Source organism: Paenibacillus agri (genome assembly GCF_013359945.1).
GTDB lineage: Bacteria > Bacillota > Bacilli > Paenibacillales > Paenibacillaceae > Paenibacillus_AQ > Paenibacillus_AQ agri.
The window spans coordinates 72,794-91,501 of record NZ_JABWCS010000217.1 but is presented as its reverse complement, the minus strand read 5'-3'; the positions used below and the strand labels follow the sequence as shown (position 1 = coordinate 91,501).

Sequence of the window (18,708 nt, the reverse complement as noted above, 5' to 3'; positions counted from 1 at the left end):
TCTGACATGAAATTCGCATTAATGAGCTTGTTGCTCAATACGCCTAACGCCCTGACGGGAGAATCGTTCACAACACAGGAGAAATTCCAGAATGTGCTGAAGCAGGCGGTGCTGGCCGAGGAGCTGGGCTTCGACGCTTACGGCGTAGGTGAACGACATAGTGCGCCTTTTATCGCTTCATCGCCGCCGGTTATACTTACTGCTATCGCCGCGAGAACCTCTCGTATTAGGCTGCTGACAACCGTGACAGTGCTTAGTGTACTCGACCCAGTGCGGGTGGCGGAGGATTATGCGACACTCGATCATCTTTCGGGCGGACGGATTGAGCTGATCATCGGCAAAGGCAACGACGCGAGCCATTATCCGCTCTTCGGCATTTCTGAGGAGGAACAGTGGGAATCACTTGCGGAACGGTATGCACTATTAAAAAGGCTGTGGAGCGAGGAAAATGTCAGCTGGCAGGGGCGCTATCGCACTCCGCTAGAGAATGTCACGACACAGCCGCGGCCGTTCCAGCAGCACATCCCGATCTGGCACGGAAGCGCCTCAAGCACGCATTCGACGGAGCTGGCCGCCAAATATGGCGAGCCGTTGTTCTCCTCCAATACGATCCACCGCCAGTCCAAGTATACAGCCCTGATCGAGCATTACCGTGAGCGGTTGGCTTTTTACGGTCATGATCCCGCGAAGGCGGTCATTGGTTCAGGCGCGGGCGGCGCTATTTTTATAGCCAACACGACCGAAGAGGCGATCAAGAAATTCCGGCCTTATTATGATGCGTTCCACGGCAGGCTGAAAGCTCCGCACGATCTGTCCCCCTTCCGGGATCTTGAAGACAATATCGAGAATGGTCCGATTCTGGTTGGTAGTGCTGAGCATGTGATTGAGAAAATCCTGCGCTATAACAAGGCGTTCGGTAACCAGGTGCTCAGTATCAGTGTGGACGGCCTGACAGAGTCGGAGCAGCGCGAGCAGGCGGCACGCTTCGCCGAAGAGGTTGCTCCTACCCTGCGGCGCGAGATCAAGAGCTCGGTATGGAATGATGTGAACCCAGCAGTGGAAACAGAAGCCGTGCAAGAGCCTGTTGTATAGGCGAGATATTGATGAAAGGCCTTTAGCAGAACGAGATAAATCATGGACAGAGAGGGTTTTCTGCACATTTTATAGAATTGTACTTTTTATAAAATGTGTAGAAAGCAGGTCCTGAATTTGATTACTTTAGAAGCTGTTAGCGAACCAATGTCGTCGGAGAATATTGAGATTCAAACATATATGATGAACTCTCAGCCGTCTTATAATCTTGTGGTTATGGGTAAAGCGTTATTAACATCTGAAGAGATATTGGAAGAGAATACGGATAATTTCAAAGCTGGTGAAAAGATGTTTTATATCAGAAAGCATGATGAGAACATCGGGATAGTCACATACCTCCTGAGAAATCCACATGATAATCATACGTGGATTGGTTTGCTGATAATACATAAGGATCATGAAGGCCATGGAATTGGAAGAGAAGCAGTGGAATTGATAGAGGGTAAATTGCGTCAGGAAAACGTAGACAAGGTAAGGCTCTGTGTTCAAAAGGAAAATGAAAGCGGGGCTCTATTCTGGGGCAAGAATGAATATGTCATTGTTAACAGCAGCATAGACCACCGTGGCAATCCCATAGATATCTATGAAAAGAAACTGTAGAAAAAAGACAGCCCCATTGAGCTGCCGGATCTTGAATGTCCGGACAAAGCCAATGGGGCTATTTTTCTCTTTTATAGTATTTGCTCAAATTCAGCAAGCGGCCGTAACAGATTCTGCTTCACGATGCGGGAAGCAGTGTCAGAATCATGCTCTTCCAAAGCCTGAATAATCTGTTCATGTTCTTCAGCTGCGGCCAGCGTTTGGCCTAGAGGCTGCTTCAGGAAAAAGTATTTAAATCGGCGAATATGAATTTGCAAGGAAGAACAGAAGGAAACAATGTAAGGGTTATCGCCAATCTCCATGATTAAGTTATGGAATTCTTCATCATATTCCAGTGCCTGATATAGATCTTTATCCTTGATACTCTGTGTGAACAAACGATTCAGCTCACGCAGCTGCTGGATTTGCTCAGGCTCAATCCGCTGGGCAGCCGTTTCGACAGCCAGGGCATGCAGTACCCCAAGTGGTGCATACAGCTTACTGATATGATCTTTATCAATAGTGGTTACGCGTGTATCTTTGCCCGGAAACATCTGAACGAGCCCTTGAGCCTCAAGCAATTGCAGTGCTTCCCGGACGGGTGTTCTGCTCACACCAATTGCCGCGGCGAGTGCAGCGTCGTTAAGCTTCTCATCCGGCTGCAGTGTACCTTCTATAATCCACTTCTTCAACTGGGATAATGCCAGGTCTTTGGCCGTGGAGCGGGTTGGTTTTGGATAATCGGAAGGAATAGGCATCATATTTCATCCTCTTTGTTGTAATGACAGATGTATGCCAAGCAGCATCTCTGTCGGTTGGTTTTTAATATATCGCATACTGCTAGCGAAATCAATTCAAGGGGTGTTCTTTTCTCAATAATCTCGCTGTCTTGACAAGGATTGTTTCCACCCTCATTTGGCAACAATGACTGGCAGGAGGGATGGGTAATATGCATGCTTATTGGGACATTTTATTTCGGGCCGCACTTTCGATTTTAGCGCTTTTACTGGTAGCCAAGCTGCTGGGGAAGCAGACAATCTCTAATATGACGTTTCACGATTTTGTGACTAGTATAACGCTGGGCTCCATTGCGGGAAATCTGGCGTTTAATGAATCGTTAAAAACATCCTATTTCATACTGGCGCTTATTGTAGTCACGGCTGTGTCATTTTTGCTATCCTACATAGCTTTGAAGAACCGTAAATTAAGAAACTGGATCTCTGGTTCTCCTACGGTACTGATCGAGAATGGGGAAATTCTTGAGCACAACATGAAGAAACTAAGGTACACACTCGATACTTTGGCTCAGGTATTGCGGGGCATGGGGATTTTCAATATGGAAGAGGTGGCTTATGCGGTGTTGGAGGATAACGGGACAGTCTCAGTATTGAAGAAAGAGGAGTACCAATTCGTCACGAAGAAGGATCTGAAGCTGCCTACGAAGACGCAACATTTTCCGGTGGAATTTGTGATGGATGGCGTCATCATGGAGAAGAATCTGGAGAATCATGGGCTGACTACGGAATGGCTAGAAAAACAAGTGAAGCGCAAGGGGAAAAAGCTGTCGGATGTGTTCTACGCCGTAAGAGGCACGCAGCATCAGCTCTTTTTTGATTTCTATGAGGATAATATTCAGAAGCCGGTAGATAAGGAATAAAGCAAAATTGACAACCGGAAGAGACAGTATTCAACAGTATCATAGTAGTTTTAATACCCGTATAAACAGGCATCTGCCAGCTGGGCGCCATACCCTGTATGATGTCTGTAGTTCGAATTAGAAAGGTGGAGAAAGCTTTGAAAAAAAGAACGCTTGGAAACAGCAAACTGGAGGTATCCGCTCTAGGTCTTGGTTGTATGGGCATGTCCGACTTCTATGCCGGGCGGGATGAAGCGGAATCCATCCGCACCATTCACCGGGCATTGGAGCTTGGCGTTACGCTGCTCGACACTGCAGATGTCTATGGTTTAGGCGAAAATGAAGAACTGCTCGGACGGGCTCTGAAGGGCCGCAGAGATGGGGTTATCTTAGCAACCAAGTTCGCCGCAGTAGTTGGTGAGAATGGTGCCGTTAGCGTCAACGGCCGCCCTGAATATGTAAAGGCTGCATGTGATGCCAGTCTGAAACGTCTCGGTGTCGATCATATAGATCTCTACTATCAACATCGAGTTGATCCGGATACACCAATTGAAGAAACTGTAGGCGCGATGGCCGATCTTGTCAAAGCAGGCAAGGTTCGTTATCTCGGTCTGTCGGAAGCCTCCCCCGAGCTTATTCGTCGTGGACATGCCGTGCATCCTATCACAGCATTGCAGACGGAATACTCGCTGTGGGATCGCGATGTCGAGGAGTCCATTCTGCCGACATGCCGCGAGCTAGGCATCGGCTTCGTGCCTTACAGCCCGCTCGGCCGCGGTTTCTTGACCGGACAGATCCAGCGCTATGAGGATCTCGAACCAGACGATTACCGTCGTACTTCTCCAAGATTCCAAGGCGAGAACTTCCAGAAGAATCTCGACCTTGTGACCAAAATCAAGGAGCTCGCAACTGAGAAGGACTGCAAGCCATCTCAGCTAGCCTTGGCTTGGCTACTTGCTCAGGGAGAGAATATCGTGCCGATTCCGGGTACAAAACGCACGGTTTATCTTGAAGAGAACCTTGGTGCGCTGGACGTCGAGCTGACACAAGATGACCTTGCCCAGATCGAAGCGATTGCTCCGCAAGGCATTGTCTTCGGTTCCCGCTACTAAGATTAGGTTCAAATAAAAAGGAGCTGTCTCATCGCATCTTTGTCTGCGGTGGGGCAGCTCCTTTTGCTGTTCACACAGAGCGCTGGCTTTATCGCTGGCGTTCTTAAGTTTGCGCTGGTCTGTTCAACTCCACGTTTTTTGCATTTGAAAAATCATTCGTATATACTACTACCATTCTTAGCTTGAATATTACGTACTGAAAGGCTGGTGGGCTTTGAATGAATCATACAAAGCAGCGTCATCACGAGCTTGGGGACTTTCTCAAAACCCGCCGGGCAAAGATTTCCCCCGAGCAAGTAGGGTTGCCTGCAGGAATACGCCGTCGTACGCCGGGACTGCGCCGGGAAGAGGTCGCTTCTCTGGCAGGAATCGGCGTAACCTGGTACACCTGGCTTGAACAGGGGCGTCCGATTCAGGTGTCCATACAAATACTGGAGAGCTTGTCCAGAGTGCTGATGCTCAACCGTCAGGAGATTGTGCACCTGTATGCTCTTGCCCAACATGTTCCTCCTTCCTATTATCCCAGCCCTGAAGAAGTTAAGCCGATGCATCAGCATGTATTGGATAATCTAATGGAATCCCCGGCCATGATCGTGGACAACCGCTGGAATGTTATTGCCTGGAATCGGGCTGCGGCGCTTGTATTCTGCGATTTCAGCCAATTAGAGTGCAGCAAGCGCAACCTTATGCGAATCATGTTCACGGATAAACATTTTGCCGGCCTGTTCCCTGATTGGGAGATCAGCGCCCAGACGATGCTGGGCAAGTTCCGGGCCGATTGCAGCCAATATATTGAAGATCCATGGATTACGCAATTTGTTGATGAGCTTAGATCGTTAAGCAAGGAATTTGATCAATGGTGGCCTATGCACCGGATCGATAAAGACCGGGATATGTACAAATTGCTGAATCATCGCCTGGCGGGACAGCTTAATTTTGAGATTACAAGCTTTCTTATATCGGAAAATACAAACCTGAAGATGTATGTCAATACGCCGAAGAATGGTACAGATACAAGGCAAAAGCTGAAGCAACTGCTAGAGGCAGACGTTAGTGAGCAAGTCCTTGTGCATCCATAAGTGTAACACCGGCAATAGTGGTAAATAGATGAATATGTAAATAGCCAAGGCGCTCTCAGGGGTGCCCTGGCTATTTGTGCTTGGCGGGCCAAGCGTATATTACATCCGATCCAAGCCATATAATGATAGGGCAGACTCCGCAAGTCTGTCCGCGCTGGAGAGTGCTGTGCTGGAAATGGTATACTTCTAATAGATACTGGAGTTTCTCACGGGAGGGTATGGAAGATGAGCGATGAGTTGTTGGAACAACTGGAAACATGGCATGAGGAAGATGAATTTCAAGAAATCGTAGATGCGATTATGGAGATTCCTGAAGAAGACCGGGATTATGAGTTAACCAGTCATTTGGGCAGAGCGTTGAACAATTTGGGTGAATACGAAGAGGCGCTTGAGCAGTTTGAGAAGATCAGGGAGGAAGGACTGGAGGATGCGCTCTGGCATTACCGGGTCGGCGTGTCTCATTATTATCTCAAGCAATATGACGAAGCCCGGCAAGCTTTTGAAGCAGCCGATAAGCTTGACCCCGAAGATGAGGATACCCTGGAGTTCCTGGAATGGATTCGGGAAAAGACCGCGAAGAAGCAGGCGAAAACACCTGCGAAGAGTTCGTATAAGCCGGTTGATGCCTCAAATTTCTGGGATGACAGCGAGGCTGCCCTGCAAGAGTATGTATCTGAGCCGCCGACAGACGACCTGATCGATTCCGTGGAAGAACAATTGGTCTTCAAGCTGCCTCCATCCTATGTTGCTTTGATGAAATTACATAACGGCGGTATTCCTAATCATACGAGTTACCCCACAACAGAAGGGAAATTCATTACGATCGCTGGTATTCGTGGAATTGGACGGGACAAGCCTACTTCACTGTGTGGAGCAGCAGGCAGCCGGTTTGTAATTGAAACTGAGGGTTATCCGGAGATTGGCGTCGTCATTGGCGACAGTCTTGCTCCCACAGAAGGTGTGATTATGCTGGACTATCGTTCATCCGGTAATGTCGGCGAACCGGAAGTTGTCCATGTCAGCCAAGAGAAGGGTCATAAGATTACAGAGTTAGCGCCTAACTTCGAGACCTTTATCCGCGGGCTGGTGAGCCAAGAGGCAGGCGTGACCGAGTAAGATAATCGTTCTAAAAAAACGAGCCGCTAGAGAAATTCTAGGGCTCGTTTCTTATATATTATCAGGACATTAACCCGCTGCCCAGACATCCAATTCAATTTTTAGTTCAGGCAAACCTAAGCCTTGTATATATGCAACCGTCATGGAAGGCGATGTGGGTCCGAATACAGCGTTCCACTTCTCATAGAAATGATCCCAATCGATCTCTTCAGTCGCCCAGATGTTTATTTTAATGACGTGATCTGGCGTCAGTTGTTGAGAAGACAAGATGGCGACGATATTGTTCATGGTATTGGTGACTTGCTCATTAAAATCGGCGGGAATATGATTGTCCTGATCGATGCCAATTTGGCCGGAGAAGACGTATAGCTCTGCATTTCGGTCTATTTTGGTGACATGACTATAGTTTCCAACAGGCTTCGCGATCATTTCAGGGTTATATCGTTGAACTGGAATTTGTTTAAGATTCATTGTGTGCAGGTCTCCTTATAGATGGAAAATACATAATGGTTTACGATTATATATTTTCACCGTTTTTTTATAGAATGCTAGCGATTTAGACAGACGTATCCCGTCAATCTCGATTCTAGAAAAAAACAGCCGTAGAATACCCGATACCAGAGGCTAAGGATTTAATCGATCTCTTTTTCATCAGGTACTCCTCCTTCATGTTTATAAGTGACTTACCGCTCAATAGTAACATAAGCGAATAAGAAGTACAAAAATGGACGGGAACTAGAGTTGTGCTACTTGTTGAGAAACTTTACTGTGACGCTTATCACGGGTGAGATAACTTAATCTCTTTACTGTGAGAATCATTATCAATATAATGTAGGGAAACCGCAGTAATGCGGCTGAGGGGATGATGCACTGCGATGAACTTGAATGAGCATATTATGCTGTGGAACCATACTTCGGTGAAAATAATGGATGTACGGTATATACTGCTGGAGCAGGGGGAAACGTCGGTGGAGTACTCTCTTCCGGCTAGTACTTTTGTGTATGTGGTTAGCGGCCGTGCAACAATTTGGCTGGATAATTCAATGTATAGCGTGAATCGGTTCCACGTCCTGCATGGAGGGAAAGGCTCGCGTCTTGACATCGCAGTTGAAGACCAGCTTGAGTATTATTTGGTATTATACAAAGCTGGACTGACATGGCCAGCGGCTCAGGAACAGTCACGGCTGCTGGGGCCAAACAAACCGTTTCAGCTTCAATATTCATTCGTACCGTTATATCCGCTCTCACTGCTCGGCCAGGTGGAGCTTATGTTTCAAGAGTGGATGAAGTCTGCGCCGTTGGAAAAGTTACATGCAAGAACGCTGTTCTATCAATTCGTATATGAACTGTTAAGCCAGATGCAGCAACAGGGTATTGAACCTATGCGGCCTGATCTGGTGGCACAGGCACTCCGATTCATGAATGACCGCTATATGGAGCCTATAACACTTGAGGTGATGGCGGACCTGTTAGATTGCAGTACGAGATATTTGACTAAGCTGTTCAAAAGCAGAATGAAGGAAAGCCCGATTCGCCTTCTCACACAAATTCGTATGAACAAGGCCGCGCAGCTATTAATAGATTCAGAAGGTACCTTGCAAGAGATTGCTCAGCGTGTAGGCTACCCTGATGCACATTCACTGAGCCGTAGCTTCAAGAAGCATTATGGTGTAGCGCCTGCATTGTTCAGAACGAAGGGACGCATTGAACATTTAGTTCCCAAATTGCCCTTTAATGCTTCCCGATCTGCCATTGTGCCTGGCATTCCGATTCGATATATTGATAATGAATGTGAGAATAATTATCAATTGTATGGAAAAGGGGATATACATATGTACAAACAATACAAATCAGCCTCTATGGCGACAGCAACATTGCTGTTATGTATGATGTTGTTGCTTAGTGCCTGTTCAAGTGGTAGTACGAGTACAGGAAACAGCGCTTCTGGCACAGGAGGTACTGCAGTATCAGGTCAGAGTTCTAATGATGCATCTCCAGCACAGTCGTCTCAAGCGGCTTTAACCAAAAACTATACGGACAGTCAAGGAACTGTGGTGATTCCGGCGAATCCACAGCGAATAGTAGATCTGACGGGTAGTTTTACCGGTAATTTACTTGCACTAGGCGTCAAACCGGTGGGGGCACAAAGTGATGCTCTAAAGAATCCGTTCCTGAAAGGCTTGGTGGACGGAGTAGAAGCTGTTGGTGACACATTCTCGCCAGAGAAAATCTTAAGCCTGCAGCCTGATCTCATTATTGTAGTCGCTGCCGATGTGATGGAGCCAACCTACAAAGAGTTGGACAAAATCGCCCCGGTCGTTCGTATAGAATATGGAAAGTATTCTTACAAAGATCTGATGCTCGAATACGGGAAGCTTGCAGGCAAGGAGCAGGCCGCACAGGACTGGGTCAAAGAGTGGGACCGGAAAATCAATGAATATAAACCGCAAATACAGGAGGTCGTAGGTGACAGAACAGTTTCCATCCTCCAGCCGTATGCGAAGGGAATTTATGCATTTGGCGATTTTTATGCCAGGGGCGGTGAAATTCTGTACGGAGAGCTTGGCTTGAAGGCCCCTAAGATTATTCAGGAGGAGGTCCTGGACAAACACGAAGGATTTGCTGACTTATCTCTGGAGCAGCTGCCGGAATACGCTGGTGATTATATCTTTACGAGTAACTGGGGATGGGACGACGGTGACCCGGATGTGGTGTATGGCAGTCCCTTATGGAAGAGCCTTCCTGCTGTAAAAGAGAACCGTGTGTTTTTTATGAATGCCAAAGGTTCTTATTATAATGATGCTGTATCTATGGAAGCTCATCTGGACTTTATTATTAAGAGCTTCCTTGGAAAATAATATCTGCACTTCTTACGCTTGAATAAGGGCGCCCCATGGGGCGCCCTTATTCTTCGTAGGACCAGATATAGCTGCTGTCGCTTTTACTCTTACGAGAGTCAGGAGTCATTTATACTTTAACTGTGTTGATAGCCATGTCTTCTGTGTACTCAGTGACTGGATTACCACCAGGGCCTTCGAATTTGCGGCCCCAGCCGGTCAGAACAGAAAAGATGAGAACAACGAACAGACATAATGGATAAAAGGAGGTCAAGAATAAGGAGACGGGATTGATTTCCGGTATAAAGCTGTATTCGGTTCTTAAGGAGCCAATAATTGAAGTAACAATAAAGATAAAGGCGCTTAGGAAGGGGATAACTGCTGCAATGGTCATCGAGAAGCAATCCACAAGAACAGCACGCCGGAATGGATGGAGATTTTTACGTTTTCCAATCTCATCTGCAACTGGACCAAAGGTAAGGATCGAAGCGCTCGTCACCCCGCCTACCAGAGCTGTAGCAATGATCGTGCCTCCCGCTATGGCCAACTCGGCACCCTGTACGCTTTTAGCCATACGACTTTTACAAATATAGCTAGCGATCCTGTCCATGGTTGAGCTCGCTATGAGTATACCCATTATTCCGAAGAGCGACAGAACGAACAGTACCGTGCTGACCATATTGTTAAAACCTTCAAACAGGAACCCTTTCACAGCACCATCCTTTAAGGAGAAGACATCTGTCCACGTAAATACTCCGGAAATCAAACCAACGACTATACCTACTGCGATCCCAACCGGAATAGCTTTGAATATATCTCTTGTCTTCACTGCCACAATAAGCAGAGCAACTACCGGAATCAACATAATAAGGCCTTTAGGAGTCGCATTCCCCAGTGTAGCTACACCGGTCGCGATTACCTTGTTGCTGGAGCCGAATACATAGAAGAAGATGCAAGCAAGAATACTTCCGGCTAAAGCAAATTTGAACCGGGTGGTCACCACGCCGGCGATTTCCGCCGTTCCTTCCTTACGGGTATAGGCTTGTGTAGAAGCTGAGGCTACAGTGGTATCTGAGATTGGCGCAATGTTATCCCCGAATATAGCACCGGATAAAATAGCGCTGGCCAATACTACTGGATCAGCTCCCAGCAATATTCCGGATGCGAAGAATACAGGAAAAGCTGTGAACAGTGTTCCGATCGATGTTCCTGTCGAAGCAGAAATGATGCATACCGAGATAAAAGTGAATAAGGTGAACGCACCACCGTGCAAACCTAACATATTAGCAAGCCATGCAAACCCTTCGGCCACACCACTCTTAGCCATTAGCTTGGAGAACATCCCGATCACAAGCAGAACGGTCGCAATCGTAATGGCCATCGGGCTACCGATGCCTTTTAGGATAACAGCGTTCCAGTACTTTTTATAATCTTTGGAAAATGCTCCGCCGATGATGATGGAAAGAAACGCGCACATGGCTAGTCCCGTCATATCGAAAACCTTAAATACGGTAAAGAACAGGATACAGAATACCAGGAAAAGCGCTATTGGAATGAATGCCATTGACTTTCCGCCTCTGAATTCTAAAGTAGTGTTATCCATGAGCCGCTACCCCCTTGTCGATGTCCAATTGAATTAATGCTTGTTTTATACGTTCCAGTGCCGCGTAGAGGACATTATCGTCTTTATAGCAGCCATGAACGATACGAATGTATCCTTCGCCCCCTACACCGTATGGTGTACCTTCATTAACTACAACGTTGGCATGATCAATTAGATATTTGCTAATTTCGGCGGAAGTCCCTAATTTTGAAATATTCACCCAAGAGAGAAATCCGCTCTCCGGCATGGCCATAGACACGCCTGGAATGGAATTCATGATTTCATAGACAGCTTTCCGTCTACGGTCAAAGATAGCATTGTATTCTTTCACAAAGCTGCGGTCCTTCATTGCCGCTATGGCTCCGATTTGTGCAGAAGTATTCGTCGCTCCGATTACATTCACAGTACAGCCGTACAATACGTCGATAATTTTGTCATCTGCAACCAGATAGCCTACTCTGAAGCCGCTTAGTCCCATCCCTTTAGAAATTGAAAATACACTGATCGTTCGCTCCCACATTCCAGGCAATGTTGCTATTGAGACAAACTCGATGTCATCATAGATTGCATCTTCGAATGCTTGGTCTACAACCAGCACCAAATCATGCTCAATGACAAACGTGGCAATTTTCTCAAGGCTGTCGCGTCTTAATACAGTACTTGTAGGATTGTTCGGGTTCGTCAGAAGAACCATTTTTGTTTGCGGAGAAACTCTTTTCTCGAATTCCTCAATCTCAATTTGGTAGTTATTCTCTTCTTTTAGGGGGACGGGCACTGCAATGCCGCCCAGCAGCTTTGGATTAAGGAAATTACTTGGATAGCTGGGAGCAGGAATAAGTACTTCGTCACCCTCTCCGATGAAGGGCATCATCGCAAACATTAAACCGGAGTCTGAACCCGGTGTAATTAGAATATTCCGGTCTGGATCGACATTCATATGGTTATCTTCCTTTAATTTGACGGCTATCGCCTGTTTAAGGTCACTATTACCGATGGGCATTGTGTAATGGGTAGCCATTCCTTTATCAATGGAATCTATGACAGATTGTTTTACATTCTGCGGAATCACAAGGTCAGGGAAAAAGGGGTCCGCCCAACACATTAGATCAACGCCTCTTTTCATCAGATCCGATACGGCATTTCCTACATCTGCCTTGTGCACACTGGCAAAAAGCCCCCCTTGTAAGTCTTTGAAACCCTCACGCATGTTATTTTTGATATCCATTTTACGCTCCCACCCATCGATTTATAATTTCATGTAACATTACATGACTCAATTCGTTTTATGTGTCATGTTTCGTTTCATGTATTGTTAGTCCAAATCATAACCACTTGATAAAAAAATGTCAACATGATAAATTATTATTATTATAAAATTTAAGCTATTTTTAGGAGGTGCCATTTTGGCAGCAAATACACCGATTGAGGTACTAGAAGGAATTAATAGATTATTTCCGACAGGTGACCTGGACAAGCTACTGACGTTGTATGATCCTGAAGCTGTATTTGTGGCCCAGCCGGGTGTTGTCGTAAAGGGATGGAATGCTGTCCGTGAAGGACTTAGTCAAATGATAGAACTCAATCTTGATTTTGAGCTGACGCCTAAGAAGGTGCTGGAATTTGAAGATACGGCACTTGTCATTTCGAAGTGGACTATGAAGGACCCGTTAAGCGGTGAGGTCCGGGTTCAAGGTCAGTCCTCTGATGTCGTTCGCCGTCAGCCGGATGGTACGTGGGTATTAATTATTGATAATCCTCATGGTTTGGAATGGGCATTGCAGGCATAAAGCTGGCCCCTCCTATGGAGGGACATTGGATAAAGGAGAGGTTTTTTTGTCACCCGATGAAATTATTAACTCATATAAACCTATGGTGGAGTTTATCGCGAGTATTTGCGGGAAGAATTGTGAGGTTATTTTACATGATCTTCGTCAACTTGAAAGCTCTATTGTAGCCATTAGCAACAATCATATTACTGAAAGACAGGTTGGAGGAACAATAACCGATTTTGCTCTTCAGATTATTCATGACAAGGAATATGAAACCAAGGCGTTTATTGCCAACTACCCCGGAAAAGTTACAGGTAAAGATCAAATGCTGCGTTCGTCCACCTTCTTTATCAAGGATGAGGATAAGAATGTGATTGCTATGTTATGTGTAAATGTGGATACTACGGCGCTGAAGCAAGCCCAAATGCTAATCAAGGATCTATTAATGGAACCGGAAGAGCAAGAAGATCCTACCGGACCGGAAAAAGAATTGTTCACGAACTCCATGGAAGAATTGCTACATAATTTTATTACGGAAGCAATTCATAAATACAAACTGGAGGTCTCCCGTTTGATGATTGATGAGAAGAAAGAAATCGTAAAGGATCTTAATGATAAAGGAGTCTTTCTATTAAAGGGAGCTGTCTCCGAGGTGGCCCAACGACTCGAAACTTCAGATCAGACGATCTATCGCTATCTCAAAGAACTCTAATTAACTCTAACTACTAAAGGAGATTTTTTTCATGAAAACACAAGTGAGCACTCCGCATGCCCCTCAAGCTATTGGGCCCTACTCACAAGCTGTCTTGGCTGGAGATTTCCTATTTGTTTCCGGGCAAATCCCGCTTGATCCGCAGACGGGTCTGATGGTTAGCGGCGGAATTACATCACAGACCCATCGCGTACTGGATAATCTCAAGGCAGTGCTCGAAGCAGCTGCTGTAAGTCTGGAAGAGGTCGTAAAAACCACGATTTTCCTTAGCAGTATGGATGATTTTGCAACGGTTAATGAGATTTATGGCAGTTATTTCACAGGTGAAATTCTACCGGCACGGGCGGCTGTCCAAATCGCCAAATTACCCAAAGACGCACTTGTTGAAATTGAATGTATCGCATACAAGGGAGGGACAAGTCTCCCTCTGTTAAGTGGGGGGAATTGAAATGGCGGAGAACAATAAAATGATCTCCTGTGATCTCGAAACAGGGCTGTGTTCTGAGCATGAAGACGGACAAGATTATGAGATGGTCAAGGTCGAGCTAGCACCCGTACGTAAATTCAGAGTTATCTATTATACCGATCCGATCTGTTCTGCTTGCTGGGCGCTGGAGCCGTATATCCGTAAGCTAGAGGAGGAATATGCCCCGCTGCTGACGATTGAATACCGGATGGGCGGGCTGCTGCCGGGATGGGAGCATTTCTCCGATGGAGGTAATGGCATTTCCAAGCCATCTGATGTGGCTCATCATTGGGAAGAAATTGCCGAACAGTCCGGCATGTCTATGGACGGTGATGTTTGGCTGGAGGATCCGCTTCATTCCTCTTACCCGCCTTCAATCGCGTTCAAAGCGGCCCAGCTACAAGGGAAGGAACAGGCGGACGCCTACTTGAGACGTCTTCGGGAGATGGTGTTCCTGGAGAAGGTCAACATTGCCAAGGAAGAAGCCCTTATCCAGGCGTCCATTGATGTCGGTTTAGATACGGAACGATTCAAACGCAGTTATCATGATCCTGCAACGGCAGAGCTGTTCTATCAAGAGATTGAAGAGGGTGCGGAATTAGGGGTTAGAGGTTTCCCGACGATTCTCATCGTTGATGAAGAAGGACAGGGTGCCAGAGTATCCGGCTATCGTCCTTATCAACATTATGTTGAAGCGCTGAACAAGGTGGCCAAAGACGCTTTGCAACCGAATCAAAAGGTATACACGGCTAAACAGTTGCTGCAGAAATACAATTTCCTGGGTACTGAGGAAATCCGTATCATGCTCGATGGTTCGAGAGAAGAGACTTTGGCTGAATTGCAGCGTTTGGAGCAAGCAGGGCTAGTCGAGTGCGTTCCTGTGAAATTCGGATTTTTCTGGAGAAATGTAAATTAGATTTTCTTAGATTGTCAGCCTCATTGAGCGACCGGATGTTAAAGGTCCGGAACGCCAATGGGGCTTTTTCGTGTTGTATCTCCAGTTTTAGAAGAGTGGATTGGTTATTTAAGAAATTCCGAATTACTTAAGGAGTGTAAGTGTCACCTCTATCGAATTATCAATAAATGATCGTTCTGGACGAGACTTCAACATTACGGTTAACCCAATTAACGATATGATTAGCGCCTGTGATACAGCCTTCGCATTTAACCCGCTTTCGAGCTCGCCTGATTGTATGCCTCGTTCAATGGTTTCTTGAAATATGACCGCTAGGAACATTTGATGTTCCCTTGTAAGAATTTCGAATTTCTCATCATGAGGTGCAAGTTCAACCATTGTATTGATGCAAAAGCATCCTTTTCTAGGGCTTTCTGCATACTCATCATCAACCACACTTTCAAAAAAAGTATGAAATGCTTCTTTTACAGATGGATTGCTTTGAAGTCTGGTTCGGATAAGAGAAGCACGGGACTTCGTGTATTTGCGTAGCGCGGCTTCGAACAATTCTTCTTTGCCTCCAAAAGCTGAGTATATACTGGGTCGTTGGATTCCCATTCTGGAAGTTAAATCGCTTAATGAGGTAGCTTCATATCCCTTCTCCCAAAATAGTTGCATAGCTGCATCTAATACTTTTTCTTCGTCAAATTCGCGGATTCGTCCCATAATCAATACCTCTCGTTACTCTTGTTTTTTTAATTGCTCAATGATTCAAGTCATATGCAACGGCTAGTGGCCTTTATATACGTACCGAATAGTACGTTATTATTTTATAATTATCCGTGTATAATGTCAAATTCAGGTCGGATCAATAAGATGTTTTCACAATATTCCTTGACAATTCTCGTTTTTTGCATTTATATTAACTGGTAAATAACATACCGATTAGTATGATATTTTATCGATATTTAAAGTTCATGGAAATAGGGCATACATATCAACCTGCTTGAAAAGAACCGGAATAATGCTGACAGAGAAAGCTATGGAATAGGAGAGAGTGAGTATGGAGATAGGTATTACTTCGTTTGTAGAAACAAAGCCGGACACTCAGACTGGTGAAGTGATGAGTCATGCACAGCGATTGCGTGAAGTTGTGGAGGAAATTGTCCTTGCTGATCAAGTGGGACTTGATGTGTTTGGCGTAGGTGAGCATCATCGTAAGGATTATGCGGCATCTTCACCAGCACTTGTGCTGTCTGCGGCTGCATCTCAGACGAAGCGGATTCGGCTGACCAGTGCAGTGACGGTGCTCTCTTCAGTTGATCCAGTGCGCGTTTTTCAGGATTTTGCTACGCTGGATGGCATTTCAAATGGACGTGCGGAGATTATAGCGGGCCGGGGTTCCTTTATTGAATCTTTTCCGCTGTTTGGCTATGACTTGAATGACTATGATGAGCTTTTTGAAGAACATTTGGAATTGCTTCTTAAAATACGGGAGTCCGAAAAAGTAACCTGGAAGGGCGGGCATCGGCCGGCGATTAACCATTTGGGCGTGTATCCGCGGCCCGTTCAGAATTCTTTGCCGATATGGATTGGCAGTGGGGGCAGACAGGAGTCTGCTATCCGTGCAGGTCTGTTAGGACTGCCGCTGATGCTGGCGATCATTGGTGGAAAACCGACGGATTTTGCACCGCTCGTGCAGCTTTATAAGATGGCAGCAGCGCACGCTGGTCATGACGAATCACGGCTTAAGGTTGGGGCGCACTCGATAGGATTTGTTGGAGAGAATACTGAACGAGCTGCAGATACTTTTTTTCCTTCTACCATGGCAGGTATGAATAGATTAGGTAAGGAACGCGGCTGGGGGCATTATGATCGTTCCAGCTACGATGCCGCGCGCAGCTTTGAAGGTGCACTGTATGTCGGCGATCCCGAGACTGTTGCCCAGAAGATTATTCACCTTCGCAAAAATGTAGGCGTTACACGTTTTATGCTATATGTTCCTTTAAGCACGATGCCGCATGCAGAAGTGATGAGAGCCATTGAGCTGTTGGGAACAGAAGTAGCACCCCGGGTTCGGGAGGAAATAACCAAATGGGAAGTTGAGACGGAGAAAAGATCATAATTCAATTATAGGAGTGGTTCGAATGGATTTTGAAAGTCGGGTATTGCCAGAATTAAGGTCGGTATTAGCAGAATTTCCTGGTTTTCAACTGGAGGAAAATTTAGAGCTAAGCAGAAGCTATTTAACGGGTCCTCCCATTGAGAAATCAGAGCACGTACACACGACAAGCCGGATGATTCCGAGTGTAGCGGGTGAGATGTTAGTCAAAATCTACGAACCTGCCCAGCGAACTGGCGCCAAGCTTCCAGCCTTGCTATGGATTCACGGGGGAGGCTACGTAATGGGGCATCCTGATATGGACGACGCTTTGTGCGAACGTTTCGTGCAGGCGGCTAAATGCGTTGTCGTATCGGTCGATTATCGGCTTGCTCCCGAGCACCCCTACCCAGCTGCTATCGATGACTGTTATACCGCCTTGACATGGATGACGGACGAAGCTGAACTGCTGGGCATCGACTTGGATCGAGTCGCAATTGCTGGTGCAAGCGGGGGCGGCGGTCTGACCGCAGCGCTTGCTTTAATGGCTCGCGACAAAGGCGGTCCGGCCCTCATCTTCCAAATGCCGCTGTATCCGATGATTGACGACCGGAATATTACGGCGTCAAGTCATGAAATTACGGCCGATAACGCAACGTGGAACCGAACAAACAATTTGACGGCCTGGAACATGTACCAGGGCAATCGTACTGAAGACAGCGGGTTGTCCCCATATGCGGTGCCGTCGAGAGCGGAAAGCTTGGCGGGGCTGCCACCGACCTATACGTGCGTAGGACAACTCGATCTGTTCCGGGATGAGACGATCGAATATGTGACGCGCCTTGCCCAAGCGGGTGTAGACGTCGAATTTCACCTTTATCCCGGTACCTTCCACAGCTTTGAAGTGATGGTTCCGCAAGCGGAAATAAGCCAGCGCGTCAGCAATAGTTATGTAGACGCACTGGCAAGAGCGCTTCATCCTTAAATAAAAATTATAGAGAGAATAAACACGATACAACAAAGTTGGAATCACTACACGGGCTGTCCATAGGAATCACTCCAACTGAAGGATCTCTAAACGAACGAAAAGCATCCTGTTTCACTATAAAAAGTGTGACGGATGCTTTTCGTTCGTGGTCTGGTTATGCGGCTGATTAGTATTTTTGTTTGAGGATCAGCGGGGATTTAGCTTCACCTGCGAGCCTTTGCCGCCGGTCTGGATGCCAGTATCCTTTACTCCGGCCTCTTTCAGATCCGCCACTAGTCGTTCTATCACAGTCTTGGCGGCCGCAGCTTCTTTTGCGCCGGAGGCCTTTACGACCAATTGTACCGGCTTGCCGGACCGCAGATGCTTATCGGCCTGGCGTAGCTTGGTGTCGTAATCATGCTCTTCGATATGAGCGGTGAAGCGCAGCTCTTTAACCTTCTCCTTACTGCCCTTCCCGGCAGCTCGTCCGGCATCACCCTTGCGTACCGCTGACGATTCCTTCTGCGCGGCCGCTTTGGCTTTTCCTTTTGCCATCAGGCTGCAAGGGGGAGGACTACTCATTAGCGAGGTACACACCAGGTCTGCCCCGGCTGAGCGGGCCATAGCCAGCGCCTCTTTTGTGGAGACAATGCCAAGCTTCTCGCCTCGGATTCCAGTGAGATCGACCTCTGATGCCCTTATTTGTTCATTAATGAATACTGCCATGTGAATGAAACCTCCTAT

19 protein-coding genes are annotated in these 18,708 nt (G+C 46.6%); 13 read left to right on the top strand and 6 right to left on the bottom strand.

Features of this window, described 5'->3' with window-relative positions; genetic code table 11:
- Window positions 1–6 precede the first annotated feature (6 nt).
- Together HPT30_RS21855 and HPT30_RS21850 are read left to right on the top strand one after the other, a co-directional pair.
- Entirely contained in the window at window positions 7–1,092 is a 1,086-nt protein-coding gene (locus tag HPT30_RS21855) for an LLM class flavin-dependent oxidoreductase (protein ID WP_175373441.1), read from the top strand.
- Window positions 1,093–1,209: 117 nt separating this feature from the next.
- On the top strand, window positions 1,210–1,692 hold the full coding sequence (locus HPT30_RS21850; protein WP_175373440.1) for a GNAT family N-acetyltransferase: 483 nt from the start codon (window positions 1,210–1,212) through the stop codon (window positions 1,690–1,692).
- 71 nt (window positions 1,693–1,763) lie between these two features.
- On the opposite strand, the gene HPT30_RS21845 is transcribed toward HPT30_RS21850, so the two are convergent.
- A complete protein-coding gene (locus HPT30_RS21845; RefSeq protein ID WP_312876358.1) occupies window positions 1,764–2,432 on the bottom strand; it encodes a GntR family transcriptional regulator in 669 nt (222 codons plus the stop codon).
- A gap of 188 nt (window positions 2,433–2,620) precedes the next feature.
- Between HPT30_RS21845 and HPT30_RS21840 the strand changes: the two genes are divergently transcribed.
- From HPT30_RS21840 to HPT30_RS21825, 4 genes are all read left to right on the top strand, one after another.
- Entirely contained in the window at window positions 2,621–3,328 is a 708-nt protein-coding gene (locus HPT30_RS21840; protein ID WP_175373439.1) for a DUF421 domain-containing protein, read from the top strand.
- Between the two features lie 137 nt (window positions 3,329–3,465).
- On the top strand, window positions 3,466–4,419 hold the full coding sequence (locus HPT30_RS21835) for an aldo/keto reductase (RefSeq protein WP_217622483.1): 954 nt from the start codon (window positions 3,466–3,468) through the stop codon (window positions 4,417–4,419).
- Between the two features lie 218 nt (window positions 4,420–4,637).
- Entirely contained in the window at window positions 4,638–5,498 is an 861-nt protein-coding gene (locus HPT30_RS21830; protein ID WP_175373437.1) for a helix-turn-helix transcriptional regulator, read from the top strand.
- A gap of 225 nt (window positions 5,499–5,723) precedes the next feature.
- A complete protein-coding gene (locus HPT30_RS21825; protein WP_175373436.1) occupies window positions 5,724–6,614 on the top strand; it encodes an SMI1/KNR4 family protein in 891 nt (296 codons plus the stop codon).
- Between the two features lie 69 nt (window positions 6,615–6,683).
- Here the strand turns inward: HPT30_RS21825 and HPT30_RS21820 are convergent, their stop codons facing one another.
- Window positions 6,684–7,085 (bottom strand): RidA family protein, encoded by a 402-nt coding sequence (locus tag HPT30_RS21820; protein ID WP_175373435.1) that lies wholly within the window; start codon window positions 7,083–7,085, stop codon window positions 6,684–6,686.
- Window positions 7,086–7,489: 404 nt separating this feature from the next.
- Here HPT30_RS21820 and HPT30_RS21815 point away from each other — a divergent pair, with 404 nt between their 5' ends.
- Window positions 7,490–9,472, top strand: a complete 1,983-nt coding sequence (locus HPT30_RS21815) for an AraC family transcriptional regulator (protein ID WP_175373434.1) — start codon at window positions 7,490–7,492, stop codon at window positions 9,470–9,472.
- Window positions 9,473–9,581: 109 nt separating this feature from the next.
- Here the strand turns inward: HPT30_RS21815 and HPT30_RS21810 are convergent, their stop codons facing one another.
- Together HPT30_RS21810 and HPT30_RS21805 are read right to left on the bottom strand one after the other, a co-directional pair.
- Window positions 9,582–11,054 carry a Na+/H+ antiporter NhaC family protein gene (locus tag HPT30_RS21810; protein WP_175373433.1) on the bottom strand — a complete coding sequence of 491 codons (1,473 nt, stop codon included), beginning with the start codon at window positions 11,052–11,054 and terminating at the stop codon, window positions 9,582–9,584.
- The gene (locus tag HPT30_RS21805; protein WP_217622482.1) at window positions 11,047–12,279 is read right to left on the bottom strand and encodes a pyridoxal phosphate-dependent aminotransferase; all 1,233 of its coding nucleotides are present in this window, start codon (window positions 12,277–12,279) and stop codon (window positions 11,047–11,049) included. The genes HPT30_RS21810 and HPT30_RS21805 overlap by 8 nt, the downstream gene beginning before the upstream one ends.
- 178 nt (window positions 12,280–12,457) lie before the next feature.
- Between HPT30_RS21805 and HPT30_RS21800 the strand changes: the two genes are divergently transcribed.
- From HPT30_RS21800 to HPT30_RS21785, 4 genes are read left to right on the top strand one after another with little or no spacing between them, the layout of a single operon-like run.
- Complete coding sequence (locus tag HPT30_RS21800) at window positions 12,458–12,841, top strand: YybH family protein (RefSeq protein ID WP_175373432.1); 384 nt, start codon at window positions 12,458–12,460, stop codon at window positions 12,839–12,841.
- Window positions 12,842–12,887: 46 nt separating this feature from the next.
- Window positions 12,888–13,535, top strand: coding sequence for a helix-turn-helix transcriptional regulator (locus tag HPT30_RS21795; RefSeq protein ID WP_175373431.1), 648 nt, complete (start codon window positions 12,888–12,890; stop codon window positions 13,533–13,535).
- 31 nt (window positions 13,536–13,566) lie between these two features.
- Entirely contained in the window at window positions 13,567–13,983 is a 417-nt protein-coding gene (locus tag HPT30_RS21790; RefSeq protein WP_175373430.1) for a RidA family protein, read from the top strand.
- A gap of 1 nt (window position 13,984) precedes the next feature.
- Entirely contained in the window at window positions 13,985–14,917 is a 933-nt protein-coding gene (locus HPT30_RS21785) for a DsbA family protein (RefSeq protein WP_175373429.1), read from the top strand.
- Between the two features lie 123 nt (window positions 14,918–15,040).
- On the opposite strand, the gene HPT30_RS21780 is transcribed toward HPT30_RS21785, so the two are convergent.
- On the bottom strand, window positions 15,041–15,622 hold the full coding sequence (locus tag HPT30_RS21780) for a TetR/AcrR family transcriptional regulator (RefSeq protein WP_175373428.1): 582 nt from the start codon (window positions 15,620–15,622) through the stop codon (window positions 15,041–15,043).
- 337 nt (window positions 15,623–15,959) lie between these two features.
- Here HPT30_RS21780 and HPT30_RS21775 point away from each other — a divergent pair, with 337 nt between their 5' ends.
- A complete protein-coding gene (locus tag HPT30_RS21775; protein WP_175373427.1) occupies window positions 15,960–17,021 on the top strand; it encodes an LLM class flavin-dependent oxidoreductase in 1,062 nt (353 codons plus the stop codon).
- A 22-nt stretch (window positions 17,022–17,043) separates the two neighbouring features.
- Window positions 17,044–17,982 (top strand): alpha/beta hydrolase, encoded by a 939-nt coding sequence (locus HPT30_RS21770; protein WP_175373426.1) that lies wholly within the window; start codon window positions 17,044–17,046, stop codon window positions 17,980–17,982.
- Between the two features lie 189 nt (window positions 17,983–18,171).
- Here HPT30_RS21770 and infC read toward each other — a convergent pair whose 3' ends face one another.
- Complete coding sequence (gene infC, locus HPT30_RS21765; RefSeq protein WP_175373425.1) at window positions 18,172–18,690, bottom strand: translation initiation factor IF-3; 519 nt, start codon at window positions 18,688–18,690, stop codon at window positions 18,172–18,174.
- Window positions 18,691–18,708 lie beyond the last annotated feature (18 nt).

Bases quoted from the DNA above. Each gene is read 5' to 3' on its own strand.
- HPT30_RS21855 (WP_175373441.1), top strand. From the start codon at position 7: ATGAAATTCGCATTAATGAGCTTGTTGCTCAATACGCCTAACGCCCTG.
- HPT30_RS21845 (WP_312876358.1), bottom strand. From the start codon at position 2,432: ATGATGCCTATTCCTTCCGATTATCCAAAACCAACCCGCTCCACGGCC.
- HPT30_RS21840 (WP_175373439.1), top strand. From the start codon at position 2,621: ATGCATGCTTATTGGGACATTTTATTTCGGGCCGCACTTTCGATTTTA.
- HPT30_RS21830 (WP_175373437.1), top strand. From the start codon at position 4,638: ATGAATCATACAAAGCAGCGTCATCACGAGCTTGGGGACTTTCTCAAA.
- HPT30_RS21825 (WP_175373436.1), top strand. From the start codon at position 5,724: ATGAGCGATGAGTTGTTGGAACAACTGGAAACATGGCATGAGGAAGAT.
- HPT30_RS21820 (WP_175373435.1), bottom strand. From the start codon at position 7,085: ATGAATCTTAAACAAATTCCAGTTCAACGATATAACCCTGAAATGATC.
- HPT30_RS21815 (WP_175373434.1), top strand. From the start codon at position 7,490: ATGAACTTGAATGAGCATATTATGCTGTGGAACCATACTTCGGTGAAA.
- HPT30_RS21810 (WP_175373433.1), bottom strand. From the start codon at position 11,054: ATGGATAACACTACTTTAGAATTCAGAGGCGGAAAGTCAATGGCATTC.
- HPT30_RS21805 (WP_217622482.1), bottom strand. From the start codon at position 12,279: ATGGATATCAAAAATAACATGCGTGAGGGTTTCAAAGACTTACAAGGG.
- HPT30_RS21790 (WP_175373430.1), top strand. From the start codon at position 13,567: ATGAAAACACAAGTGAGCACTCCGCATGCCCCTCAAGCTATTGGGCCC.
- HPT30_RS21785 (WP_175373429.1), top strand. From the start codon at position 13,985: ATGGCGGAGAACAATAAAATGATCTCCTGTGATCTCGAAACAGGGCTG.
- HPT30_RS21780 (WP_175373428.1), bottom strand. From the start codon at position 15,622: ATGGGACGAATCCGCGAATTTGACGAAGAAAAAGTATTAGATGCAGCT.
- HPT30_RS21775 (WP_175373427.1), top strand. From the start codon at position 15,960: ATGGAGATAGGTATTACTTCGTTTGTAGAAACAAAGCCGGACACTCAG.
- HPT30_RS21770 (WP_175373426.1), top strand. From the start codon at position 17,044: ATGGATTTTGAAAGTCGGGTATTGCCAGAATTAAGGTCGGTATTAGCA.
- infC (WP_175373425.1), bottom strand. From the start codon at position 18,690: ATGGCAGTATTCATTAATGAACAAATAAGGGCATCAGAGGTCGATCTC.